Origin of the sequence: Nocardia sp. NPDC051570, from assembly GCF_044454005.1 — a bacterium.
Taxonomy (GTDB): domain Bacteria; phylum Actinomycetota; class Actinomycetes; order Mycobacteriales; family Mycobacteriaceae; genus Nocardia.
In genome coordinates this window covers 13,997-37,674 of record NZ_JBITDI010000028.1, presented here as the reverse complement: position 1 = coordinate 37,674, position 23,678 = coordinate 13,997, and the positions used below count along the sequence as shown (strand labels likewise).

Below are 23,678 nucleotides of genomic sequence, written 5' to 3'. Positions count from 1 at the left end.
TTTTGCCCCCGCGTGGGGGGGGGGGGGCCCGGGGCCTTGTCTCCGCCCTTGCCCGCCCCCCCCCCGCGCGTCGCCCTCTGCCCCGCCGCGGGCGACCGGGCGAGACGGCCGCGAGCCGTCGCTCGCCCAGGGGCTCGCTCCCTTGTGGTTGCGATACGACTGACCGTTTTGTTCGGGAGCGGGTTTGTGGGGTGGCTTTGGCTGCTGTCCCGCGCCCTGACACTACGGACCAAAATGCATTGATGCGCATATCAGCGTATCGACCTGGATAAAGCTCACTCCGCAGAGAAGCGGCAAAGACTCCGGCCCCCGCACCGAGGTGCGGGGGCCGGGTCTCGTCGAACTCAGCGCTTGGTCGTGCGGTCCCGCTTCTCGCGGACGCGGACCGAAACCCGGACCGGGGAACCGTCGAAGCCGAATTCCTCACGCAGCTTGCGCTCGAGGAAGCGGCGGTAGCCGGCCTCAAGGAAGCCCGTGGTGAACAGGACGAACGTCGGCGGGCGCGTGGTCGCCTGGGTGGCGAACAGCACGCGGGGCAGGCGGCCGCCGCGCATCGGCGGCGGGGTCGCGGCGACGACCTCCTTCAGCCAGGTGTTCAGGCGGCCCGTGGAGATGCGCTTATCCCACGACTCCAGCGCGGTTTCCATTGCGGGAACGAGCTTTTGGACGGCCCGGCCGGTCTGGGCGGAGATGTTCACCCGCTGCGCCCAGCGCACCTGGACCAGTTCGCGGTCGATCTCGCGCTCGAGCTGTTCGCGACGATCCTCGTCGACCAGATCCCACTTGTTGTACGCCAGCACCAGCGCGCGGCCGGTGTCGGCGACCATGCTGATCACCCGCAGATCCTGTTCGGTGATCGGCTGGGACGCATCGATGAGCATGACCGCGACCTCGGCGGCCTCGATGGCCCCCTTGGTGCGCAACGAGGCATAGAACTCGGTGCCGCTGGCATTGGAGACCTTGCGCCGCAGTCCCGCGGTATCGACGAAACGCCATGTCTTGCCGCCCAATTCGACCAGGGAGTCGACCGGGTCGACGGTCGTGCCGGCCACATCGTGCACGACCGAACGCTCATCGCCCGAAACCTTGTTCAGCAGACTGGATTTGCCGACGTTCGGCTTACCGACCAGCGCGACCCGGCGCGGACCACCGGTGATACCGCCACCCTCGCGCGGAGTTTCGGGCAGCACCGCGAGCACATCGTCGAGCAGATCACCGGTGCCACGCCCATGCGCGGCGCTGACCAGTCGCGGCTCGCCCAGACCCAGCGACCACAGCACCGCCGCCTCGGCCTCGAGCTTCTCGCCGTCGACCTTGTTGGCCACGAGGATGACCGGAGTCTGCGAGCGCCGCAACACCTTTGCGACCGCCTCATCGGTCGCGGTGGCGCCGACGGTGGCGTCCACGACCAGCAGGATCGCATCGGCGGTCGACATGGCCAGCTCGGCCTGCCGCGCTACCGCCTGCTGCAGTCCCTTGGCGTCGGGCTCCCAGCCGCCGGTGTCCTGCACCAGGAAGCGTCGCCCGGACCAGGTCGCCTCATAGGAGACGCGGTCGCGGGTCACGCCCGGAATATCCTCGACCACGGCCTCGCGGCGGCCCAGGATCCGGTTCACCAGAGTCGATTTGCCGACGTTCGGGCGACCGATGATCGCCAGCGTCGGCATGGCGACCTGTTCGTCGGCCTCCGGATCACCCGCGAGATCGGTGATCTCCCAATCGGATTCGTCACTCCAGATGCCGTCACCGGCGAAGGTGTCCTGCGTCATCGTCCACCTCCCATGGAAATCTGCTGCGCCACAACTCGATACAACTCGTCGATGACCTCGTCCATGGACAGGTCACTGGTGTCGACCAGCACCGCGTCCTCGGCCGGCCGCAACGGGGATACCGCGCGGGTCGAGTCGAGGGTGTCGCGGCGCTGCACATCGGCCAGTACGGCCTCGTAATCGTCGCCGCGGCCCTCGGCGATGTTCTGCTGATTGCGCCGATCGGCGCGGGCCTGCGCCGAGGCCGTCAGATAGATCTTGGCGTCGGCGTCGGGCAGCACGACCGTGCCGATATCGCGGCCCTCGACCACGATTCGGCCCGAGCTCGCGGCGATTTCGCGCTGCAACGCGACGAGCTGCTCGCGGACCTCGGGCACCGCCGACACCGCGGAGACCGCCTTGGTCACGACATTGCCGCGGATCTCGGCGGAGACGTCCTCACCGTCGAGCTCGATCAGCTCGCGACTGGGGTCGGTGCCGATGGTCAGCGGCAGATCCTTGACCGCGACCGCGATGGCGGCCGGATCGGTCAGATCCACCCCGCCGCGCAGCACGCGCAGCGTCGCCACCCGGTACATGGCGCCGGTGTCGAGGTATCGGGCCGCCAGCCGGGTCGCGAGCCGACGCGACACACTGGACTTGCCGGTGCCCGACGGACCGTCCATCGCGACGGCCAGTGGGGTCGAGTCGGAAATCTCCGCGTCGTCCACGTCGCCTCCTCGAACGTTCCGGCCCAGCATCTGCACACCGTTCACCACGACACTCCGTCCAAGTCCTTGATCGCCCAGCAAGGTCGCACTGTCACAACGACACCGCCTCGTAAAGCTTCCCGATTTCGTCACGACCGAGTACACGCATGCTGCCGGGTCGCTGATCGCCCAGCGCGACCGGGCCGATATTCGTGCGAACCAGCGCCTCGACCGGATGCCCGACCTCGGCCAGCAGTCGGCGCACGATGTGCTTGCGGCCCTCGTGCAGCACGACCTTCACCAGCGAGCGGCCCTCGCCGATCTCGAGCACCTGGAACGCGTCGACGCTGGCCGGGCCGTCGTCGAGTTCGACGCCGGCGCGCAGGCGCTTGCCGACCTCGCGCTTGACCTCACCGTTGACGGTCGCGAGATAGGTCTTGGACACCTCGAAGGAGGGGTGCATGAGCCGGTGCGCGAGATCGCCGTCGTTGGTGAGCAGCAGCAGGCCCTCGGTATCGGCGTCGAGCCGGCCGACGTGGAACAGCCGCTGGCCCGCCATCACCCGTTCGGCGACGATATCGCCGATGCACGGGCGGCCGTGCTCATCGGACATGGTCGACTGGAAGCCCTTGGGCTTGTTCAGCGCCAGGTACACCTGTTCGTCGCGGACCACGACACGCACGCCGTCGACCCGCACGATCGCGGTCTCCGGGTCGATGCGCAGACCCTGTTCGCGCACGATCGCGCCGTCGACCTCGACCCGGCCCTTATCGATGAGCTCCTCGGCGGCGCGGCGCGAGGCCACTCCGGCCTTGGCCAGCACCTTCTGCAGGCGTTCGCCCTCGCCCCAGGGCAGCTTCTTCGGTCCGGCCTCCCCGACCTCGGCGTGTTGGTTGCGAGCGGGTTTGGCGAAGCTGAGCACGGTCTGCTCGCGCCGCTGCTTCTGCGGTTTGCGGCTGGGCGCGGGCTTCGGGGTCAGCGGGCGACCGCCGCCGATGCGCCCTGCGGTGCTGTTCCCGCCGATGGAGCGGTTCTCGCCGTGCCCGCCGAGGTGTTCGGGCATCGAACGGCCCGACATCGAACCCCCGCGCGCCGAACCGAATCCGCGGCTCGCGCCCTCGCCACGGCGATCCTGACCCGCCCGGCCCCCGGCCGAACGATCGAATCCACCACGGCCACGGTCGGATCCGCCCCGGCCGCCGCGATCGTCACGCTCGAAGCCACCGCGACCGCCGCGATCGTCACGGTTGAAACCGCCACGCCCACCACGGTCGTCACGGTTGAAGCCACCGCGATCATCACGGTTGAAACCACCACGCCCACCACGGTCGTCACGGTTGAAGCCACCGCGATCATCACGGTTGAAACCACCACGGCCACCACGGTCGTCACGACCGAAACCGCTACCTCCCGCTCGGTCGTCACGGCCGGAACCACCACGACCACCACGGTCATCGCGGCCGAAACCACCACGGCCCGCTCGATCATCACGGTTGAAACCACCACGGCCACCACGGTCGTCACGACCGAAGCCGCCACGGTCGTCACGCGCGGAAGCGCCACGTCCCGCTCGGTCGTAACCGCCGCGTCCACGATCGGATCCGCCGCGGTTGTCACGGTCGAAACCGCCCTGACCCGCGCGGTCGTAGCCGCCGCGACCACCACGGTCGCCACCGCGCGCACCACGATCGGACCCACCCCGGTCGTCACGCTCGAAGCCGCCGCGTCCCCCGCGGTCTGTCTGATATCCCCCGCGGCCGCGGTCGTCGCCGCGGCCTCGGGCCGATCCGCCCGACGGCGGTTCGGCCTTACGTTTCCTACGGTCCGGTGTGCCATCTCGGCGAGCGGGTGTATTCACGTGGTCCTGTCAATCCTCGGCGCCGAGGTCGATATCCGACTCGGCTGGTTTCCTCAGCCTGGTATACCGGGGATCGGTCTCCAGGCTCTCGTTGATCTCATCGATCAGGTCGACGCCCGGAAGTAAGGGCGCCAGCGGCGGCAGATCCGCCAGTGACGCGAGCCCGATCCGTTCCAGGAACAGTTCGGTGGTGGCGTACATCGTGCCGTTGGTCTCGGGATCGGTCCCGGACTCGGCGATCAGGCCTCGTGCCACCAGAGTGCGGATGACGCCATCGACGTTCACCCCGCGCACGGCGCTCACCCGTGCTCGCGTAACCGGTTGACGATAGGCGATGACCGCCAGAGTTTCCAAAGCGGCCCGGGTCAGTTTGGACCGCGATCCGTCCAGCAGCATGCGCTCGACATAGGGTGCGTACTCGGTCCGCGTGTAGAAACGCCACCCGTCACCGACGAATCTGAGATCTATACCACTCCCCCGCGCGGACAGCTCCGCGGACATCTCCCGCAGCACCCGCGCGACCCGCTCCTCGGTGTCGTTCACCGCCGCCGCGAGCAGATCGACGGGCGCGGGCGCGTCGACGACCAGCAACATCGCCTCGAGCGCCGAGCGGAACCCGTCGTCGTCGAGCCGTTCCTCGATGACCTCGGCCGCCTCGCCCGAATCCTCGGCGCCGGGCTCGAGTGCGGCGAGTTCCGCCGCGCCGGCGCGCTCCGGTTCGGGCTCCAGGGCCTCGCCGAGTTCGATATCCGCTGCCGTCATTACCCGTAGTCCTCTTCGATAGTCACTGTCTCCGTTGACTTCTCGTCATCCCGCTCGCCGACCCAGCTGACCGCCAGCGGCCCCAGCTGATCGGGCTGATCGAATTCGATCGTCTTGCCTCGATACAGTTCCAGCAGCGCCAGGAAGCGGGCGACGATCTGGATCGGCAGCTCACAATCGGCGCATATCTCACGGAAGGTGGTCCAGCCACCCACCCCGCGACTCTTCAGCATCTCCAATACGAGCGCGGCCTGTTCGGCGACCGAGATGGCGTGGGAATGCAGATGATCCAGTCCCACCTTCGGCACCGGACGCGGCCGGAACGCCGTCGCGGCGATCTCGGCGAAGCCGACGGCGTCGACTCCCAGCGTAACCTCCGGCAGCAGGTCGAGAAACCGATCCTCCAGCGAGACCGCGCGCGGATAGCGCCGCAGCGCCGCCTGCTCGAGCTCGCCGAGCAGCTCGGCCACCTGTTTGAACGCCCGATACTGCAGCAGCCGCGCGAACAACAGATCCCGCGCCTCCAGCAGCGCCAGATCCTCCTCGTCGGTCACCTCGCCCGAGGGCAGCAACCGCGCGGCCTTCAGATCGAGCAAAGTCGCGGCGATCACGAGGAATTCGGTCGTCTGATCGAGGATCTTGTCCGCGCGCAGCGTCGTGTCCTGGCCCAGGCTCGCCGTCAAGGCCTTGGTGTAGGCGATGAATTCGTCGGTGACCCGATGCAGCGCCACCTCGGTGACGTCCAGGCGACGCTGGCTGATCAGCTGCAACAGCAGATCGAACGGACCCTCGAAGTTGGCCAGCCGCAGATGGAACTTGGCCGATCTGTCCGGATTGTCCGGAGCCTCGGTGGTGGTACTCCCGCTCACCGGCCCGACCGGTGGATGACTTCCCGTGCCATCGCCCGATACGCCTCGGCGCCACCGGATTTCGGCGCCCAGGTCGTGATCGGCTCTCCGGCCACGCTGGCGTCCGGAAAGCGGACCGTACGGGCGATCACCGTGTCGTAGACCAGATCGCCGAAGACCTCCACGACCCGGGCCATCACCTGCCGTGAATGCAACAACCTCGCATCGAACATGGTGACCACGATGCCGTACAGGCTCAGCCGCTGATTGAGCCGGTCCCGCACCTTCTCCACCGTATCGGTGAGCAGCGCCAGTCCGCGCAGCGAGAAGTATTCGCATTCCATCGGAATGACGACGCCGTCGGCGCAGGCCAGCGCGTTCACGGTGAGCAGGCCCAGCGACGGCTGGCAGTCGATGAGGATGTAGTCGTATTGATCGCGCAGCGAGGTCAGCGCGCGGCCGAGCGTCTGCTCACGACCGACCTCGTTCACCAGCTGGATCTCCGCGGCGGATAGGTCGATGTTGCTGGGCAGCAGGTCCATCCGCTCGACCTTGGTGCGCATCAGCACATCGCGGGCGGCGGCGCGACCGCCGATGAGCAGATTGTGCACGGTCAGGTCGAGATCGTGATGGGCGACGCCGAGGCCCGCCGACAGCGCGCCCTGCGGATCGAGGTCGACCAGCAGCACGCGGCGGCCGTATTCGGCCAGGGCGGCGCCGAGATTGATGGTGGAGGTGGTCTTTCCGACGCCACCCTTCTGATTGCACATGGCGATGATCAGGGCATCGCCCTGATGTGAGACGGGAGGAGGTTCGGGGATATCGCGCAGGGGGCGACCGGTCGGTCCGATTTCCGCGCCGCTCACCACGATATCCTTCGCCTCCCACAATGTCTGGGCCGCCTGCTCTATCCGGGGGGCGGACCTTCCCGAAAGCGGGTCTGCCGCAGCACTCCTCGGCGGCTCGGCCGCACCGGCTGTCGTCATATCCGCTGCTCCTTCAGTGTTCTGCGCCCAATTGCCCCGCCGAGCGCTGCGGGGCAGCTCCCACTCGATGCCACCCGAACGGTGACATCAGGACCCCCCATAGACGCTACCGGTTCGGAGCGCAAGACCTACGCTCGGACACGCTTTGTGAGCATGGCATCAGTGCGTCGCGGCACCGATCTGTGCGCAAAACGTGGGCCAGCATACCGCCGGGACAACGAAACAGGGGGAGGCGCAACACCTCCGGCGCGTCGTGTCCTACCGCGCGCGAGGATGGGCCGTGGCCCAGACCTCGTGCAGGGTAGTGACGGTGACGAGAGTGTAGATCTGTGTCGTGGTGACCGAGGCATGTCCGAGTAATTCCTGAACCACCCGGACATCCGCACCGCCATCGAGCAAATGGGTAGCGAAGGAATGGCGCAGCGTATGCGGGGATACGGCCGCACCGATACCCGCGCGATCGGCGGCGTCCTGCAGGACCTGCCAGGCGGTCTGGCGCGAGAGCCGCCCGCCGCGATGATTGAGGAACAGCGCCGCATTTCCCTTGCCGCGCAGCGCCAGCGCGGGCCGGCCACGCACGAGATAGGCGTCCACGGCCGCCAGCGCGGGCCGCCCGATCGGAACCATGCGCTGCTTACCGCCCTTGCCGTGCAAGACGACCGCGCGTTCGGCGGTATCGATATCGTCGACATCGAGGCCGATCACCTCGGAGATGCGCGCCCCCGTCGAATACAGCAGCTCGAGCAGGGCGCGATCGCGCAGCCCGCGCGGCCCGCCATCGGCCTCCCCCGAACCACCCGCGGCCTCCAACAGCCTCGAGATCTGTTCATACGGAAGGGCTTTCGGCAACCGCCGCGCCGGAGTGGGCGGCTTCACCGGATGCGCGACATCCCCCGCGGTCATGCCCTCGGTCGTCGCGAACCGATGCAATCCCCGCACCGCCACCAGCCCGCGCGCCGCCGAACTGGCGGCCAGCGGCGGATAGCCATGCCCGCCCGCCCGCAGCGCCACCACGAAATCGGCGATATCGCTTTCGGTCACCCCATCCAGCCCCCCGATCCCCCGCCGCACCAGAAACTCCTGATACCGCCCCAGATCCCGCCGATAGGCGCTCAACGTATTCCGCGCGGCCCCACGCTCGACCGTGAGGTGATCGAGATAGGCCGCGATCTGGCGCCGCAACCCCGCCGCCGCGGAATCCGAGTGCGGTCCTGCGTCATCCACTCGACCATCATGTCAGCCGATACCGACAGACCCGCGACCGCAACGCGGGCCCCTCATGTTCCCCACCCGGCGCCCTCGTTCCCGCCCAGGCCCTCTCATGTTCCCCGTCTTCCGGCCCCCAGGGCCGGAAGACGGGGATCACCGCCTACTTCCCAGCAGCCTTGCGGTCCAAGAACTTCGTCGGCATTCCCGGCCACGGCGCATCGGCCGAGCGCAGCGGCAGGCCGTTGCTGCGGGCCGTGGACAGGGCCAGCACGCCCGCCACCGCCGTCGCGTTCACGATCTCACCCGCCAATGCCGCGCGGACGGCCTCGTCGACCGGCACGCGCAGGATCGCGAGGTCGGCCTCCTCCAATTCCGGGTCGGGGCGGTCGGTTTCGTAGAGGTCGGTCGCGAAGTAGATGCGCAGCGCCTCGTCGGTGAAGCCCGGGGACAGGGCGACATCGACCAGGACCGACCATTCGCGGGCGGCCAGACCGGTCTCCTCGGCCAGTTCGCGTCGCGCGGCGGTGAGCGGATCCTCGCCCTGCTTGTCGAGCAGGCCCGCGGGCAGCTCGAGCAGGCGGCGGCCGATCGGATGCCGATACTGGTTGATCAGCACCAGATTCCCGTCCGCGTCGACCGCGGCCACCGCGACCGCGCCGTGATGCTCGATCACCTCGCGCTCGACCACCCGCCCGCCGGGCATCCGAACCTGATCCAGCCGCAACGCGAGAATCGCGCCGGAATACACCACGCGGCTGGACACCGTCTCGAAATCGTGGGTGCCGGGACCGCTCCCCTGCGGACTCATGACGAGACCCGCTCCCCCTCGCCGACCTCGACCTCACCGGGCATCTCCACCGGAAGCCGCTCGGCGAGCTTGTACTTCAGCGCCGCCGCGACGAGCCCCGCGAACAGCGGATGCGGCCGAGTGGGGCGGCTCTTGAGCTCCGGATGTGCCTGGGTGGCAACGAAATACGGATGCTTATCGGCGGGCAGCTCGACGAATTCGACCAGATGTCCGTCCGGGGAGGTGCCGCTGAACTTCAACCCGCTCTTGGCGATCCGATCGCGATAGGCGTTGTTGACCTCGTAGCGGTGCCGATGCCGTTCGGACACCTCGGTCGTGCCGTAGGCCTGCGCGACCACCGAACCCTTCGTCAGCACGGCCGGATACGCGCCCAGCCGCATGGTGCCGCCCAGATCGGCCTCACCGGCCACGACCTGCTGCTGATCGGCCATCGTGGAGATCACCGGATGTGTGGTGTCGGGCTCGAATTCGGCCGAGTTGGCATCGTCGAGGCCGACCGAGCGGGCCGCCTCGATGACCACGCACTGCAGACCCAGACACAGACCCAGCAGCGGAATGCCGCGGGTGCGGGCGTAGCGGATCGCGCCAACCTTCCCCTCGATACCGCGAATGCCGAAGCCACCCGGAATCAGCACGGCGTCCACATCCTGCAGATGATGCTGCGCGCCCGTGGGGGTCTCGCATTCGTCGGACTGCACCCAGCGGATGTTCACCTTGGCCCGAACGGCGAATCCGCCCGCGCGCAACGCCTCGGTGACCGACAGATAGGCATCGGGCAGATCGACGTACTTGCCGACCAGTGCGACGGTGACCTCCTCGCGCGGGTTGTGCACCCGATCGAGCAGGTCGCCCCACACCGTCCAGTCCACGTCGCGGAACGGCAGGCCCAGCTTGCGCACCACATAGGCGTCGAGGCCCTCGCGGTGCAGCACGCGCGGAATGTCGTAGATCGACGGCGCGTCCGGCGTCGAGATGCAGGCGTCGACATCGACGTCGCACATCAGCGCGATCTTGTTCTTCAGCGGCTGCGGCACCTCGCGGTCGCAGCGCAGGATCAGCGCATCGGGCTGGATACCGATATTGCGCAGCGAAGCGACCGAATGCTGGGTGGGCTTGGTCTTGAGCTCACCCGAGGGCGCCAGATAGGGCACGAGGGTGACGTGCAGGAAGAAGACGTTCTCCCGGCCCACCTCGTGGCGGATCTGCCGCGCGGCCTCCAGGAACGGCTGGGACTCGATATCGCCGACGGTGCCACCGATTTCGGTGATCACCACATCCGGCGCGTGCCCGTACTGATCCGGGGACGCCATCGCCAGGACGCGGCTCTTGATCTCGTCGGTGATATGCGGAATGACCTGCACCGTATCGCCGAGGTATTCGCCGCGCCGCTCCTTGGCGATCACCGTCGAATACACCTGCCCGGTGGTCACATTCGCGTCCTGCGTCAGCTCCCGATCCAGGAAGCGCTCATAGTGACCGACGTCGAGATCGGTCTCCGCGCCGTCCTCGGTCACGAACACCTCACCGTGCTGGAACGGGTTCATGGTGCCGGGATCGACGTTGAGATACGGATCGAGCTTCTGCATCGTCACGCGCAGTCCGCGCGAGGTCAGCAATTGGCCGAGGCTGGAGGCGGTAAGACCCTTACCCAATGAAGAGGCGACACCGCCGGAGACGAAGATATGCTTAGTGGCCGAGCGCGCCGGAATCCGTGATTGACCCACGGGACTTCACAGTAACACGGAAAACGGTTGCGGAACGAATGCCGCTCGGCGTGGCCACGCGCTGGCCGGGACTGTTTCGTCACATCCGCCCCATCCGGTGTCCGGCGCAACATCCGCCGCTGGTTACTCCGCAGCAGCCGCGAGCTCCTCGACCGTCCCGGCCATGATCGTGGGCACGTGCGCGGTGATGCGCGCGAGCGGCCAATCCCACCACGCGATCTCGAGCAATCGGGCGATCTCGCCCGGCTCGTAGCGGTAGCGGATGATCCGCGCCGGATTGCCGCCGACGATCGCATAATCGGGCACATCGCCCACCACGACCGATCCGGTGGCCACGATCGCGCCGTGGCCGACGCGCACGCCCGGCATCACCGTGGTCCGGTATCCCAGCCAGACGTCGCTGCCGATCACGGTGTCCTCCGATACGGGCAGATCGCCGAGCAGGCCGACATGCTCCGCCCAGTCCCCGCCCATGATCGGGAACGGAAAGGTCGACGGCCCGTCCATCCGGTGATTGGCCCCGTTCATGATGAACCGCACCCCCGCGGCCAGCGCGCAGAACCTGCCGATGATCAGCTTCTCGGGACCGTAGTGGTAGAGCACGTTGCGCGTCTCGAACGCGGTCGGATCGTCCGGATCGTCGTAGTAGCTGAACTCACCGGCCTCGATCAGCGGCGAGGTGATCAGCGGCCGGAGCAACACCACCCGCGCCTGATCGCGCTTGGGATGCAGCGCGGTCGGATCCGGGATCACGGGCATCGAGCCATGGTCGCAGCCATTGTTTCGGGGCGCCAACGATTTTCGCGGCCGCTAGCGCGGCAACGCGACCACCGTGAGCGAATTCGCCTTGGGCCCGGTGCCATAGCGGCCCGCGCCGCCGCCCAGCTGTTCGGCCAGCCCCAGAGCAGTGGTGATGCGGCCGATTTCGCGGTCGATGTTGTCGACGGTGGTGACCGCGTTGGCCAGCTGCCCGTCGGCGCGCACCACCGCGATCGGTCCCGCACCGTCGGCCGCGCCCGCCCGCCCGGCCAGCACCACCCCGGCCCCGCGGCCGCGCAGCCCGCCCGCGAACCGGCCGATGATCGAACCGCGGTTGTTCAGATCGGCTTTCGCGCCGTTGCCGGTCACCACGACCGCCAGCTGCGCCGGTTGCACATCGCCGTAGGTCAGGAATCCGCCGCCGCGCAGGGTGTCCAGGATCAGCGTGCGCTCCTGCGGGGTCGCGCGCGGCTGGCCGTTACCGGGATCGACGAGGAAGGCCAGGCCCAGCAGATCGCCAACCAGACTGCCCTGATCGACCGCGCCGGTCTGCAGCTGCGCCCCGGCGGGAATCATGTTGGTGGCCGCGGTCCGCAGCCGATCACCCTGGCCGGAATCGACGAAAGCGTCTGTGAGAGCGATCCTTCCGGTGACGGTCGCACCGGCGGTCGACAGCGTCTTACCGACCGCGTCGACATCGCCGTTATCGGCGTCGGGGGTGGTGAACAGCAGCACGCTGCGACCGTTGAGGGTACCGCCGAGAATCTTCGCCGAGGAGCGCGCGATGAAGCCGTTGGCGGCATTCAATTCGTCTGTGAGACGGCCGTTCTGGGCGGTCAGTGTGTCGGCGCGCTGTCGATCCCCACTCTTGGACCAGGGTGCGCTGGGCGCCCCGCCGTCGAGCAGATGCGAGCCGAGCAACAGCCCGAGCGCCAGCGCCAGAAAGACCGACGCCAGCGAAATGGCGTGCTGCCGAAAGGAAATCACCGAGCCCCCTCGCGTGTGCCGTGTAACAGGTCGTGCACGGTCGCCCGCGCGTGGTGCCATGCGGAGACGGACCAGTCGAGCACCTCGTTACCCATATGCGAGGCCAGTACCGCCACGATCAGCGCGAGCAGCGCGGCCAGCACGACCAGCGCCGCCGCCCAGCCGGAGGTCCGGTGCTGATACAGCGTCGCGACGGCCTTGGCGTCCATCAGCTTCGCCCCGGTCTTGAGTCTGGTCAGGAAGGTCGCGGGGGTGGACTCGCGGCGGCCGCGATCGAAGAAGTCGTCCAGCGACGCGGCCGCGCCACAGGTGACGATGAGCGACGCGCCGTGATGATCGGCCAGCAGCAACGCCAGATCCGCGGCAGACCCCGAGGAGGGGAATGTGGTCGCGCCGATGCCGAGATCCTGGATGCGCTCGAGCCCCTTGGCATGGCCGTCGGTATCGGCGGGCAGGATCACCTCGGCGCCGCATTTCAGGGTCGAGGCGGTGATCTCCTCCGGATCCCCGACGATCAGATCCGGCCGATATCCGCTGCGCCGCAACGTATCCGCGCCGCGCCCGACGCCGATGAGGATCGGCGCGTACTCCTTGACGAAGGGTTTGAGCGCCTTGAGATCGACCTCGTGATCGGGTCCGTCGGCCACCACCACCACATGCCGGTTGCGCATGGACAGATCGAGTTCGGGCACGCCCAAACCGTCGATGAGCAAGGCACTTTCGGTGCGGAAGAATTCGATCGTATTGCCCGCGAACGCCTCCAGATGATCCGCCAGCCCGGTGCGGGCCTCGATCATCCGCTCGGCGATGGCGGCCTCGGTCAGCTCGACCGCCTCGATGAGCGGCTCGGGCTCCTTCTTGGTGAGCTTGTCGGCATAGACCACACCGTTGTCGATGCGAACCTTACTGCCGTCCTTGATTCGGGTGAACACCTCCACGGATACGGCGTCGAACAGCAGAATCCCGTTGGCGACCAACACCTCCGGGCCCATATTCGGATATCGGCCCGACATCGACGGGGATGCGTTGATCACCGCCGCCACGCCGGCCTCGACGAGGCGGTCCGCGGTCAGCCGATCCAGGTCCATCTCGTCGAGCACCACGATGTCCCCCGGCCCCACCCGCTGTAGCAGACGCCGCGTATTGCGGTCGGCCCGGACGATCCCCGCCAGTCCGGGCAGCGTGGCGGTATTTCTCGACAACAGCGCCAGCACCTTCATGAGTTCTGATGATGACCCCGAACTCTCGACCCGTGCTGGAGGCGCGCCGAACCGATAGTGATAGCACATTCGGACCTGTGATGCCAGCGACTGACGGTGACGTCCGATGTGTCGCAAGCGCTATGCTCCGGCTCACACGTCCGAAGGAGATTCGCATGGCCCGCACGACAGTCGATGCCGTCATCCCCGCTCCGCGCGAGCAGGTGTACAAGCTGTTCACCGAACGGGACAGCTTGAACTCCAGCATCGCGATCACCATCACCCTGAAGCAGCCCGGCTCCCCCGAGCCCAGCGGTGTCGGTGCCCGATATCTGCTCGGCCTCGGCGGTTTCGGCGTCACCGAGGAGACCATCGAACTGGTACCGGGTGAGCGTTTCCAGTACAAGATCGTCGCCGGCGCGCCGGTGAAGAGCCATATCGGCACCGTCACCTTCGCCGACGCCCCGGGCGGCACCCTGGTCTCCTACACGATGGAGTCCTACCCGAAGCTCCCGATCCCCGATCGCGTCACCGAACTGCTGCTCAAGACCCTGATCAACCAGTTCCTCACCGCGACGCGCAAGGCCGTGTCGAAGTAGCCGTCCGCTCAGCCCGCCGCCGGGGCGGCACCCTTCTCCGCGCGGGCGGTCTCGAGCAGTTCCTCCGCATGGGCGCGGCCGGTCTCGGTGTCATCGAGACCGGCCAGCATGCGGGCCAGCTCCTTGACCCGCTCGTCGTTGGCCAGGGCGTGCACGCCGCTGTTGACGCCCTTGCCGTCGTCGACCTTGTCGACCACGAGGTGGGTGTCGGCGAACGCGGCGACCTGCGGCAGATGGGTGACCACGATGACCTGGTGGGTGCGGGCCAGCCGCGCCAGGCGACGGCCGATCTCGACCGCGGCGCGGCCGCCGACACCGGCGTCGACCTCGTCGAAAACCATGGTCGTCCCGTGGTCGGAACTGGCCAGCACGACCTCGAGCGCCAGCATCACCCGCGAGAGCTCACCGCCGGAGGCGCTCTTGCTCAGCGGCAGCGACTGCGCGCCGGAATGCGCCGCCAGCCGGAACTCCACCTCGTCGATACCGGTCGAACCCGCGTGTAAATCCTTGCCGCCCACCGTGATCGGGGCCGAATCCTGTGCGCCCGCGGGCACCGGCCGCACCTCCACCTCGAGTGTGGCCCGGCCCATGGCCAGCCCGCCGAGTTCGGCGCTGACCGCGGTGGCCAGCTTCTTGGCGGCCTTGGTACGCGCGGCGGTCAGCTTCTTGGCCGTCTCGCGCACCTGATCGGCCGCGACATCAACCTCTTTGGCGAGCCCCGCCAGCGCCTCCTCGGACACATCGAGCGAATCCAATCGGCCGCGCGCATCGTCGGCCCAGGCGAGCACGCCGTCGATATCGGGCGCGTACTTGCGGGTCAGCGTCTTCAGCTCGGCCTGGCGGTTGAGCAGCGAGTCCAGCGCGCTCGGATCCGACGGCAGATCCGACAGATAGGCACTCAGTTCGGTGGTCAGATCCACCACGACCGAAATCGCCTCGCCGAGGCGCGGGGCCAGCTCCCGCAGCGCGGCATCGTCGGTCGAATCCAGCCGGGCGCGCGCGGTGCCGAGCAGATCCAGTGCGCCCGAACCCTCCCCCGGCGCATCGGCCGGACCGGCCAGCGCGTCATGCGCGGCGGTCGCGGCCTCGCGCAGCGAATCCAGATCCGAGAGCCTTCGCACCTCGGCCACGATGCGATCGTCCTCGCCGGGTTGCGGTGTGATCGCGTCGATCTCGTTCAGCGAGTACTTCAGCCGGTCGGCCTCGAGCGCCAATTCGCGGCTGCGCGCGATGCGTTCGAGCAGTTCGCCGCGCGTCTGTAACCAGGTGCGCCGCGCCAGTTGATATCGGCGCAGCAGCCCGGCGACGCCGTCGCCCGCGAACTGGTCGAGCGCCCGCAGCTGCTGATCGGGGCGTTGTAGCCGCAGCTGATCGTTCTGGCCGTGCACGGTCAACAGCGGCGTGGTGAAATCGCTCAGCACGGCCGCCGGCACGCTGCGCCCGCCCAGATGCGCGCGCGATCGCCCGTCGCTCGAGACCGTGCGCACGGCGATCACACTGCCGTCGTCGTCGCGTTGCGCCCCAGCCGATTCCAGCACCTTCTCGACCTCGTCGCGGGCATTGTCGTGCACCTCGTCGAGGGTGAAGCGGCCCTCCACCACCGCCCGGGCGGCACCGCGACGGACCCGGCCCGCATCGGCCCGCGCGCCGCCGAGCAGATGCAGACTCGTCACCACCATGGTCTTACCGGCGCCGGTCTCACCGGTCAGACATGTCAGCCCCGCATGGAATTGCGCTGTGGCGGTGGATATGACGCCAAGGCCGTCAATCCTGATCTCTGTCAGCACTCGTGCTCTCCGTTCGGCCGTATTCGACCTCGCCCGCTGCCGCCTCCGCATCCGACCGTGCCGGTCGGCGGCCCCGCCAGCCCGTCACGGGCAACCGGAACTTGCGCACCATCCGATCGGCGAACGGCGCGGAATCCAACCGCACCCAGCGCACCGGCTCGGACCCCCGGACCGCCTCGAACCTCGCACCCTTCGGCAGGGCGAGGGTGCGCCGACCGTCCAGGAAAACTACCGCGTCATGGCCTATCGCAACGGTTTCCACGGCGATCAGCGAATCGGGACTGGTCACCAGCGGACGCGCGAACAGCGCATGGGCATTGCTCGGAATCACCAGCAGCGCCTCGAGCTCGGGCCATACCACCGGCCCGCCCGCCGAGAACGCGTAGGCGGTGGATCCGGTGGGGGTCGAGATCAGCACCCCGTCGCAGCCGAACTGCGAGACGGGACGGCCGTCGACCTCCAGGACCACCTCCAATACACCCATCCGGGCGGCGTTTTCGATGCTGGCCTCGTTGAGGGCCCATCCGCGTTCCACGATGACATCATCGACCCGGATACTGACATCTATCGTCATCCGCCGCTCGAGCCGGTAATCCCCGCGCACCACCTGGGCCAGCGCATCGTCGAGATGTTCGGCCTCGGCCTCGGTCAGAAATCCGATGCGGCCCAGATTGATTCCCAGGACGGGCACCCGCGCGGGGCGGGCCATCTCGGCCGCGCGCAGGAAGGTGCCGTCGCCGCCGAGGGCCAGCACCATCTCGCAGCCGACCGCGGCATCGGGTCCGTGTTCGACCACCTGCACCGGATAACCGTCCGGCTCAGCGGATTCCTCACAGTCGATCTTGGTGCTGTAGGCCTCGTCCTCGAGCAGCCGCAACCCGATTCCGGCATCGGCGAAGATCTTCGCCACGCGCTGGGCGGTCTCGATGAGCTCGGGACGACCGGGATGGGCCACGACCAGGATCTCGCGTTTCACTGCGGACCCTCCTCGACCGCCTGCTGGATCAGGGCCGCGACGTCGACATCGGGCGCGGCGCCCGTGCGCAACCACAGAAAGTATTCGACATTGCCGGACGGTCCGGGCAGCGGGCTGGCGACCACGCCGTGGGTATGCAGGCCGAGTCCGGCCGCCGCGGCCGCCACCTCGCGCACGGCCTCGGCGCGCAGAGCCGGATCCCGCACCACACCGCCGGAGCCTACTCGTTCCTTACCGACCTCGAATTGCGGTTTCACCATCGGCACCAGATCGGCGTCGGGCCCGCAGCACTGGGCCAGTGCCGGAAGCACCAATCCCAGGGAGATGAACGACAAATCGGCCACCACGACCTCGACCGGACCCTCGATGACATCGGTGGTGAGGGTGCGGACATTGGTGCGATCGACGACGCGCACCCGCTCGTCGTTCTGCAGCCGCCACACCAATTGGCCGTAGCCGACATCGGCCGCGACCACCTCGCGCGCACCCCGCGACAGCAGCACATCGGTGAACCCACCGGTCGACGCCCCGGCATCGAGGCAGCGCTTACCCGCGATACTCAACCCCCGCGGTTCGAAGGCCTCGAGCGCGCCGAGCAGCTTATGCGCGCCGCGCGAGGCCCACCGCACCTCATCGGGTTCCTCCCGCACCAGCAGCGGGGTTCCAGCTTCCACGGCCGTCGCCGGCTTCGACGCGACCGTGCCGTTGATCAGGACGCGGCCCGCGCCGATCAGCTCGACCGCATGCTCTCGCGATCGCGCCAATCCGCGGCGAACCAGTTCGGCGTCCACCCGAGCCCGCCTGGCCACCTCAGATCTTGTCCACCGTCGCCAGGGCCTGGACCAGCACATCGTGTGCCTGCTCCAGGATGCGGGCGCGCCGCGTGATGTCCACGCCGGCCTGCTCGGGATCCGAATTGCGGGCTCCCGCAGTCAATTCCGACAGCAGCGCGTCGACCTCCGCGCGCACCTTCGCCGGATCGGCGAACTCCACCGGATTGGCCCCGGGCAGATGCTGACCCGGCACTGGCATCCCCGGGTTCGGCCCGGATGCGTGCGGACGAGGAATCGGCGTAGTCATGGTGCCGACAACGCTACCGGAGTTCGCATTCGAACACACGTACCAGGCGGGTTTCGGGGCGAGCCCCACCCCGATTTCCGGTTCGTATTTCCGCACTGTCAACCAAGACATCGCCGAGTCCCGCACCCTGCTCGACGAACTGTTCCCCGGCTACCCATTCGGATCCGGCCACACCAAACCCTGCCTGATCTCGATGACCGCCAGCGGCCTGCCCTACATCGACCACCTCGACGAACACACAATCATCGCCACCGAAGGCGAACGAGGCGTCATGGCCGCCGACGAAATCGGCCGCCTCGCAACCGGGCTCGCGATCGACGGCCGATGGACCGACAGCATCCCAGCACAGAACTTCCAAATCTCCCCAGCACACTGAAACCGATCGACGACCTGATCCGCACCGACTCTGAACCCGGGGACAATCCAGCCTGCCGGGTCCGGTTACGTGCGGCCGAGCCCGACGCATTACGAAGGGCGGATGTTCGCGACACTCGGAGCCGAGCATCGCACCCGGGGTATTCGGTCGGGCCCGACCGTAGACCGAATACTGCGGACGCACGGTATTCGGCACATGCGCGCGTTGGGAAGCCGTGTCTACCAACAGATCTGGGCGGATGACCAACGCGCGCCACGCGGCTACCCGCTCTCTCGACTCAACCATGGTCAGCGTCCGGGGTGGCTCGGCGGAATCACGCGCTAGACACGACGGACCGACGAGTTCCGCTGCTTCGCAGTGGCGGAACATACATACCTGTATCTGCGTGAACCAGGACGCGCGACTCCAGGATACCGGCACGTTTTCAACTTATCGAAATACCCATAACGGACCGAACGCACATGTAGTAGCCTCGCTCAGGATAGTTCCTATGCGTCAGCGCAGCGGGGCACGTCCTTTCTGCCCGGGTGATGGGGCCTCCGCCCGGTTCACTGCTGTACGGCACTTTGAGCGTTCACCAGCTCGATAGTTTCGGAAGCGACGAACAGGAAGGAGGACGAAATGGGAGAGTTCGACGGATTATTAGGATCGGGTTTAGTGTTATCCATCGCGACCCTTGCATTTACACCGGCGATCGCTACAGTGCTCTCGTTCTTCCCGGGCGGCCCCATCCTCTCCATGCTCGCTTATCCCGCCGCAATTATCGTCAGTCTCGGCTTCTTACTTGGCAGCGGTGCGTTGTAAGGGGTACCGGCAGCAATCGCCGAAGGTGTTCGCATACAGCGGATCCGGCCGAGGGCCCGAGGTGTGCAGGACCGATCGTTTATCGACACCTCGCCGAGGCTGTGCGTATTCGGGTAGCTCTTCCCACCGCTGAAGATGAACGGCCCTGGATCGAGACGACTGGCGGATGAGGAGGCAGGAGCCACCGTCGGACAAGATCCTTCGCGTGTGCCGACAATTTGCGGCCGACCTCAGCCCGACCAGCACGGTCGAAGCGGACTCCGTCGACTGACCACAGGAGGAGATGCCACAAATGGGGAACAAGACCGACAAGAAATTCAAGACGGTTCTAGGTCGGCGGATGGCCTATGTCGACACCGGCAACCCCGGCGGCCACCGCGAGACGCTGGTGTTTCTGCACGGCAACCCGACCTCATCGTACTTATGGCGGAACATCGTAGCGAGCTTGCGTACCCAGGCGCGCTGTGTCGCACCAGATTTGATCGGAATGGGCGACTCGCAGCCACTGTCGGACTCCGGGCCGGGCCGCTATCGGTTCGTCGAGCACCGCACCTACCTCGATGAGCTACTCGACAGCCTCGACCTCGGCGACCGGGTAGTCCTCGTTGTCCACGATTGGGGCTCGGCACTCGGTTTCGACTGGGCGAATCGGCACCGCAACCGGATCGCCGGAATCGCCTATATGGAGGCAATCGTGCGCCCGATGACCTGGGACGAATTTCCGGCAGTCGCACGAAAGATCTTCCAGGAATTCCGGTCCGACGCCGGTGAGGACATGATTCTCAACCACAATTTGTTCGTCGAACGTATCCTCACCGGCTCCGTCCTGCGCCCCCTCGACCCGGTCGCCCTCGAGGAATACCGACGGCCCTACACCGAGCCCGGCGAGAGCCGGCGTCCCACCCTGACCTGGCCACGGGAAATGCCCATCGACAACGCCCCCGCCGACGTCTGCGCCATCGTCGCCGACTACGCCGACTGGCTCGCCGCCAGCACAGTGCCGAAACTATTCATCAACGCCGAGCCCGGCATGATGCTGACCGGCCCGCCTCGCGAATTCTGCCGCTCCTGGCCACACCAACGTGAGGTGACCGTCCCCGGAGTCCACTACATCCAGGAAGACTCTCCCACACAGATCGCCGACGCCATCGCGGACTTCCACCGACAAGACGTGATGGCTGCACCGAGGGTGTAGTACCCGCAGGGCCGCCTGGCGATCGGCGTCATCGTCCTCGGCGGTCCGGCCGCCTCGCTCGTCATCACGCGTGGCGGGACCCGATGCGTTGCAATAGCTTCCGCGAGCTGCCCGGATGTTGGATACTGGCGTTCAGTGAGTTTCGGTGGCGCCTGCATTCGCTCTCGCACAGTGCCTTTGGACTGTCACAGCTGGCAGTGGTGACCGGCTCCGCCGTGACTATTCCCTTCTTACGTGCGGCAGGGGGAGCTTATGGTGGCGAGTGGTCCAGCGGTGACCAGTGGCCCCGCAACGGTTCCAGGGCGACAGGCGGAGTCGGATCTGCGTTCGATCACCCAGGTCCTCGATGAGGTGCGGCATCTGGTGGGACCGGCGCATCGAGCGGTCATCGACGAGCTGCCACCGCCTTTGGCCCGTGTCGCCCGCTACCACATCGGCTGGTCGGATACCGATGGCCGCCCAATCCGGCAGGGCGGTAAAGCGATTCGCCCGGCGCTAGCGCTGTTGTCGGCACGTGCGGCTGGTGGTGAGGCGCGGATTGAGATGACAGTGGCCGAGCAGCGAAGGTGGCCCGGTGGGCCGATCGGGTGGGGTCGGCTCGCGCGAGCGGAAGGTTGAGATGCCCCGCCCGCAGCGACCGGTGCATGTGTCGGAGGAGCGAGATGGTCACTGAAAAGATCCCCACCGAACGTGGTGCGGAGTCGTTGGGCGGCACGACTTGTGATTTGTCTGCCTCGGTCTATGACATCGCCGCTGTCTCCCTGGTTCCGGGTCCGCAGCAGGACAGCTGCGTGCAGTGGCTTGTCCACCACCGCGCGACCGACGCGGCGTGGGGGCCGCCGGTAACGGTGAATTGGTATGACGCGTACTTGTCTACGTATTCGGCGGCGGTGGCGATGCGCAATGCCGGACGGCTCGAGCTTGCCGATCGGGCTGTGGCGGCGTTGCCGGCCTGGTTCCCGCTGTGCCGGGCGGTGTGATGGAAACGCTGACGTTCGGGGGTTTGGTAGAGGCGCTGGACCGGTACAGCGGCCACCGCGGATGGCCGATTCCCCCGCATCCAGCTGCGGTGCGGACGGTCGTGGACCGGGAAGCCGCCAAGTGGACACGGATGCGGGCGTGGGACCGGTTCCTGGATCCGGAGTGGTCCATCGCCGGGTATTGCGCCGAGCGGGTGTTCGGGGACACCGATATCGATGTCGGTGAGTTCCTGGCGGCGTTCCAGACGGCCAACGGCTCGATCGCCAACGCGCCGGGCGCCTCGGCGTTGTTCCTTCTCGAGGTGGAGCGGCGTGGCGAGCCGGTGGCGACCGAGCGGGTCGAGCGACTGCGCGGGTACCTGCACACACGGCGGGCGGCACAGATCGGATATCTGGATTGGGTGCCGCACTTCACTACGTCGTGGACCGCCATGTTCGAACACGAGTTGGGGGGTGTGCCGGAAGTCCCGGCGCCAGTGGCGGATCTGTTCCGTGCCGACCTGAATCACCCCTCCGGGCTGATGGGCTCGATCGGTACGGCAGGCGACACCACCATCCCCGGCGACGTGGACAACACCGCCTGCGCCATCCTGGCCGCCCGAATCCTGGGCCTACCGTCCCCGTCGTCGGCCAAGTTCGAGCAGCTCTACCTCAGCGAGCAGGGCTGTTATCGCACATTTCTGTTCGAGCACGACGCGTCGTTGAGCACCAATATCCATGTGGCCGCTGTACTGGCGCTGGAGGACCGCACCGATCGACTGACCCGGGTGCTGGATTGGCTGACCCGTGCAGTCGTCGGGGACGGTATTGCGTTGTGCAAGTGGCACGTGTCTCCGGTGTACGCGATGGGTGAACTGGCCCGTGTCGCGGCACGTATCGACCATCCGCTGGCCACCGATCTTCGCTCGACGGCGACCGCCCGCTTGCTGGCGCTGCACAACACCGACGGAGGTTGGGGAGTGCACGGCTCGACGGCCGAGGAAACCGGGTATGCCGTACTCGGTCTGGCCGCCGGCGCACCCACCGGCCCGGTTCCCGATGCCCTCCGACGAGCGCATCATTACCTCGATACGCACCCACCCCGCGAGATCCCCCTGTGGCTGGGCAAAACGCTGTACTGCCTGCGCACGCTCGTGCCCGTCCTGCACCGCACCGCCCTCGCCCGGATCGACCAACTCGCCCTGGTGTGACCTTGTCAGGAGGACCCGTGGACACCTACAACTTCACCATCCCGGCCGGCACGGTCTACCACCTGCCCGAGATCCGCACCGACCTCCCTGAAGACTGCCACCCCCGGTGCGGCGAACTCGAGGAACACGCCAACGCCTTCGCCCGCCCTTACCTGATCGCGTACTTCGGTGACGAGGACCGCGCCGACCGCTATCTCGGCCAAGGACATCCGCATTACGCCTGCACGGGATTTCCCCGCACCCTCGAGGACCGAGTGCAAGCCCTGTGCGACTCGATCCTTCCGGCCACCCTGCTCGATGACTCCTTCAGCAAACCCGGCCTCCAGGACAACCTTTCCGCAGCCAGGGAACACCACGCGCGCTGGAGTGCGATCTTCGCCGGCGAACCCCCACTACCCGAGGCCGACCCGGAGTTCTTCTTCGTGCACGAAGCCCTGCAAGCATGCACAGCCCACGCATCACCGGGTCTGGCAGTCCGCCTGCGCGCTGGCTGGCAGGACGTGGCCGATGCCTTTCTGGAGGAGGCAATCCGCCGTCACCGCAACGAGACTCTGGACCTCGAGAGCTACGCCGAGCGGCGCGTGAAGGTCCATTTCCGTCAGTGGATGGTCGCCCATCTCGAGTTCTCGCTCGGCATCGACCTCGGCGCACTCGCCGACCATCCGCTGATCCGATCCGCCCAGAATCACACCGTCTGGCACGTGGCACTGACCAACGACTGCCACTCGCTGGTCAAGGAACTCAGCGCCAACGAATCCACGAACGCGATCATCGAACTGATCCGACACGATCGGATGGATCTGCAGGCCGCCGTCGACAAGGTCGTCGCACTGATCCACCAGGCCGAGCAGGACTACCTACAGGTCCGAGACGATATCCGCCGCAACGCGATCGGCGACAACGCCGACGTCATCGCATTCGTGGACGGACTCGCCTTCCTCGCCTCCGCGAACCTCCGCTGGTGCCAACGCACCACCAGGTACCACGGTCTCGACCATGACGGCAGCCAGGTTCTTCCCGGCCCGGTGACCATCAAATACCTGCCCACAGTCCACACGCCACGGGAAGAATTCGATCACTGAGCACACGGAGG

General features: G+C 67.3%; 24 protein-coding genes. 8 read left to right on the top strand and 16 right to left on the bottom strand.

The window, feature by feature from the left end:
- Positions 1–344 precede the first annotated feature (344 nt).
- From der to ACIA76_RS40265, 3 genes are all read right to left on the bottom strand, one after another.
- Entirely contained in the window at positions 345–1,769 is a 1,425-nt protein-coding gene (gene der / locus ACIA76_RS40275) for a ribosome biogenesis GTPase Der (RefSeq protein WP_397160265.1), read from the bottom strand.
- Entirely contained in the window at positions 1,766–2,509 is a 744-nt protein-coding gene (cmk, locus tag ACIA76_RS40270; protein ID WP_397160322.1) for a (d)CMP kinase, read from the bottom strand. The genes der and cmk overlap by 4 nt, the downstream gene beginning before the upstream one ends.
- Before the next feature lie 61 nt (positions 2,510–2,570).
- Positions 2,571–3,521 carry a pseudouridine synthase gene (locus ACIA76_RS40265; protein ID WP_397160263.1) on the bottom strand — a complete coding sequence of 317 codons (951 nt, stop codon included), beginning with the start codon at positions 3,519–3,521 and terminating at the stop codon, positions 2,571–2,573.
- Here ACIA76_RS40265 and ACIA76_RS40260 point away from each other — a divergent pair.
- Positions 3,498–4,442 carry a hypothetical protein gene (locus ACIA76_RS40260; protein ID WP_397160261.1) on the top strand — a complete coding sequence of 315 codons (945 nt, stop codon included), beginning with the start codon at positions 3,498–3,500 and terminating at the stop codon, positions 4,440–4,442. The genes ACIA76_RS40265 and ACIA76_RS40260 overlap by 24 nt on opposite strands.
- Here the strand turns inward: ACIA76_RS40260 and scpB are convergent.
- The 9 genes from scpB to steA form a co-directional block, all read right to left on the bottom strand.
- The gene (gene scpB, locus ACIA76_RS40255) at positions 4,326–5,078 is read right to left on the bottom strand and encodes an SMC-Scp complex subunit ScpB (protein ID WP_397160259.1); all 753 of its coding nucleotides are present in this window, start codon (positions 5,076–5,078) and stop codon (positions 4,326–4,328) included. The genes ACIA76_RS40260 and scpB overlap by 117 nt on opposite strands.
- Positions 5,078–5,947 carry a segregation and condensation protein A gene (locus ACIA76_RS40250; protein WP_397160258.1) on the bottom strand — a complete coding sequence of 290 codons (870 nt, stop codon included), beginning with the start codon at positions 5,945–5,947 and terminating at the stop codon, positions 5,078–5,080. Before ACIA76_RS40250 ends, scpB begins: the two co-directional genes overlap by 1 nt.
- Entirely contained in the window at positions 5,944–6,912 is a 969-nt protein-coding gene (locus ACIA76_RS40245) for a ParA family protein (RefSeq protein WP_397160256.1), read from the bottom strand. The genes ACIA76_RS40250 and ACIA76_RS40245 overlap by 4 nt, the downstream gene beginning before the upstream one ends.
- A gap of 258 nt (positions 6,913–7,170) precedes the next feature.
- A complete protein-coding gene (xerD, locus tag ACIA76_RS40240) occupies positions 7,171–8,136 on the bottom strand; it encodes a site-specific tyrosine recombinase XerD (protein WP_397160254.1) in 966 nt (321 codons plus the stop codon).
- Positions 8,137–8,281: 145 nt separating this feature from the next.
- Positions 8,282–8,929: an NUDIX domain-containing protein gene (locus ACIA76_RS40235; protein ID WP_397160252.1), complete on the bottom strand. Its 648-nt coding sequence runs from the start codon at positions 8,927–8,929 to the stop codon at positions 8,282–8,284.
- Positions 8,926–10,653, bottom strand: coding sequence for a CTP synthase (locus ACIA76_RS40230; RefSeq protein WP_397160250.1), 1,728 nt, complete (start codon positions 10,651–10,653; stop codon positions 8,926–8,928). Before ACIA76_RS40230 ends, ACIA76_RS40235 begins: the two co-directional genes overlap by 4 nt.
- Positions 10,654–10,776: 123 nt before the next feature.
- Complete coding sequence (locus tag ACIA76_RS40225) at positions 10,777–11,412, bottom strand: CatB-related O-acetyltransferase (RefSeq protein ID WP_397160248.1); 636 nt, start codon at positions 11,410–11,412, stop codon at positions 10,777–10,779.
- Between the two features lie 51 nt (positions 11,413–11,463).
- Positions 11,464–12,399: a copper transporter gene (locus tag ACIA76_RS40220; RefSeq protein ID WP_397160246.1), complete on the bottom strand. Its 936-nt coding sequence runs from the start codon at positions 12,397–12,399 to the stop codon at positions 11,464–11,466.
- Positions 12,396–13,619: a putative cytokinetic ring protein SteA gene (steA, locus tag ACIA76_RS40215; RefSeq protein WP_397160244.1), complete on the bottom strand. Its 1,224-nt coding sequence runs from the start codon at positions 13,617–13,619 to the stop codon at positions 12,396–12,398. Before steA ends, ACIA76_RS40220 begins: the two co-directional genes overlap by 4 nt.
- Positions 13,620–13,774: 155 nt before the next feature.
- Between steA and ACIA76_RS40210 the strand changes: the two genes are divergently transcribed.
- On the top strand, positions 13,775–14,197 hold the full coding sequence (locus ACIA76_RS40210; RefSeq protein ID WP_397160242.1) for an SRPBCC family protein: 423 nt from the start codon (positions 13,775–13,777) through the stop codon (positions 14,195–14,197).
- 8 nt (positions 14,198–14,205) lie between these two features.
- Here the strand turns inward: ACIA76_RS40210 and recN are convergent, their stop codons facing one another.
- The 4 genes from recN to ACIA76_RS40190 are packed head-to-tail and all read right to left on the bottom strand — an operon-like array spanning position 14,206 to position 17,992.
- Entirely contained in the window at positions 14,206–15,984 is a 1,779-nt protein-coding gene (gene recN / locus ACIA76_RS40205) for a DNA repair protein RecN (protein ID WP_397160240.1), read from the bottom strand.
- Positions 15,962–16,960 carry an NAD kinase gene (locus tag ACIA76_RS40200; RefSeq protein WP_397160238.1) on the bottom strand — a complete coding sequence of 333 codons (999 nt, stop codon included), beginning with the start codon at positions 16,958–16,960 and terminating at the stop codon, positions 15,962–15,964. The genes recN and ACIA76_RS40200 overlap by 23 nt, the downstream gene beginning before the upstream one ends.
- Positions 16,957–17,769, bottom strand: coding sequence for a TlyA family RNA methyltransferase (locus ACIA76_RS40195; protein ID WP_397160236.1), 813 nt, complete (start codon positions 17,767–17,769; stop codon positions 16,957–16,959). Before ACIA76_RS40195 ends, ACIA76_RS40200 begins: the two co-directional genes overlap by 4 nt.
- Before the next feature lies 1 nt (position 17,770).
- Entirely contained in the window at positions 17,771–17,992 is a 222-nt protein-coding gene (locus ACIA76_RS40190; RefSeq protein ID WP_397160234.1) for a hypothetical protein, read from the bottom strand.
- A gap of 46 nt (positions 17,993–18,038) precedes the next feature.
- Here ACIA76_RS40190 and ACIA76_RS40185 point away from each other — a divergent pair, with 46 nt between their 5' ends.
- The 6 genes from ACIA76_RS40185 (at position 18,039) to ACIA76_RS40160 (ending at position 23,667) form a co-directional block, all read left to right on the top strand.
- Positions 18,039–18,416, top strand: a complete 378-nt coding sequence (locus ACIA76_RS40185; RefSeq protein ID WP_397160232.1) for a hypothetical protein — start codon at positions 18,039–18,041, stop codon at positions 18,414–18,416.
- 621 nt (positions 18,417–19,037) lie between these two features.
- On the top strand, positions 19,038–19,220 hold the full coding sequence (locus ACIA76_RS40180; protein ID WP_397160230.1) for a hypothetical protein: 183 nt from the start codon (positions 19,038–19,040) through the stop codon (positions 19,218–19,220).
- A 292-nt stretch (positions 19,221–19,512) separates the two neighbouring features.
- A complete protein-coding gene (locus ACIA76_RS40175; protein WP_397160228.1) occupies positions 19,513–20,415 on the top strand; it encodes a haloalkane dehalogenase in 903 nt (300 codons plus the stop codon).
- Between the two features lie 662 nt (positions 20,416–21,077).
- A complete protein-coding gene (locus tag ACIA76_RS40170; RefSeq protein ID WP_397160227.1) occupies positions 21,078–21,395 on the top strand; it encodes a hypothetical protein in 318 nt (105 codons plus the stop codon).
- On the top strand, positions 21,395–22,585 hold the full coding sequence (locus ACIA76_RS40165) for a hypothetical protein (RefSeq protein WP_397160225.1): 1,191 nt from the start codon (positions 21,395–21,397) through the stop codon (positions 22,583–22,585). Before ACIA76_RS40170 ends, ACIA76_RS40165 begins: the two co-directional genes overlap by 1 nt.
- A 17-nt stretch (positions 22,586–22,602) precedes the next feature.
- Positions 22,603–23,667 (top strand): terpene synthase family protein, encoded by a 1,065-nt coding sequence (locus tag ACIA76_RS40160; RefSeq protein WP_397160223.1) that lies wholly within the window; start codon positions 22,603–22,605, stop codon positions 23,665–23,667.
- The last annotated feature ends 11 nt before the right edge of the window (positions 23,668–23,678 follow it).

What these genes read in the sequence shown, in the direction of transcription:
- ACIA76_RS40190 (WP_397160234.1), bottom strand. Translation starts at nt 17,992, where the DNA reads ATGCCAGTGCCGGGTCAGCATCTGCCCGGGGCCAATCCGGTGGAGTTC.
- ACIA76_RS40265 (WP_397160263.1), bottom strand. Translation starts at nt 3,521, where the DNA reads ATGCCCGAACACCTCGGCGGGCACGGCGAGAACCGCTCCATCGGCGGG.
- scpB (WP_397160259.1), bottom strand. Translation starts at nt 5,078, where the DNA reads ATGACGGCAGCGGATATCGAACTCGGCGAGGCCCTGGAGCCCGAACCG.
- ACIA76_RS40175 (WP_397160228.1), top strand. Translation starts at nt 19,513, where the DNA reads ATGGGGAACAAGACCGACAAGAAATTCAAGACGGTTCTAGGTCGGCGG.
- ACIA76_RS40170 (WP_397160227.1), top strand. Translation starts at nt 21,078, where the DNA reads ATGGTCACTGAAAAGATCCCCACCGAACGTGGTGCGGAGTCGTTGGGC.
- ACIA76_RS40225 (WP_397160248.1), bottom strand. Translation starts at nt 11,412, where the DNA reads ATGCCCGTGATCCCGGATCCGACCGCGCTGCATCCCAAGCGCGATCAG.
- ACIA76_RS40245 (WP_397160256.1), bottom strand. Translation starts at nt 6,912, where the DNA reads ATGACGACAGCCGGTGCGGCCGAGCCGCCGAGGAGTGCTGCGGCAGAC.
- ACIA76_RS40210 (WP_397160242.1), top strand. Translation starts at nt 13,775, where the DNA reads ATGGCCCGCACGACAGTCGATGCCGTCATCCCCGCTCCGCGCGAGCAG.
- ACIA76_RS40180 (WP_397160230.1), top strand. Translation starts at nt 19,038, where the DNA reads ATGGGAGAGTTCGACGGATTATTAGGATCGGGTTTAGTGTTATCCATC.
- cmk (WP_397160322.1), bottom strand. Translation starts at nt 2,509, where the DNA reads ATGCTGGGCCGGAACGTTCGAGGAGGCGACGTGGACGACGCGGAGATT.
- ACIA76_RS40165 (WP_397160225.1), top strand. Translation starts at nt 21,395, where the DNA reads ATGGAAACGCTGACGTTCGGGGGTTTGGTAGAGGCGCTGGACCGGTAC.
- steA (WP_397160244.1), bottom strand. Translation starts at nt 13,619, where the DNA reads ATGAAGGTGCTGGCGCTGTTGTCGAGAAATACCGCCACGCTGCCCGGA.
- ACIA76_RS40185 (WP_397160232.1), top strand. Translation starts at nt 18,039, where the DNA reads ATGGTGCCGACAACGCTACCGGAGTTCGCATTCGAACACACGTACCAG.
- ACIA76_RS40235 (WP_397160252.1), bottom strand. Translation starts at nt 8,929, where the DNA reads ATGAGTCCGCAGGGGAGCGGTCCCGGCACCCACGATTTCGAGACGGTG.
- der (WP_397160265.1), bottom strand. Translation starts at nt 1,769, where the DNA reads ATGACGCAGGACACCTTCGCCGGTGACGGCATCTGGAGTGACGAATCC.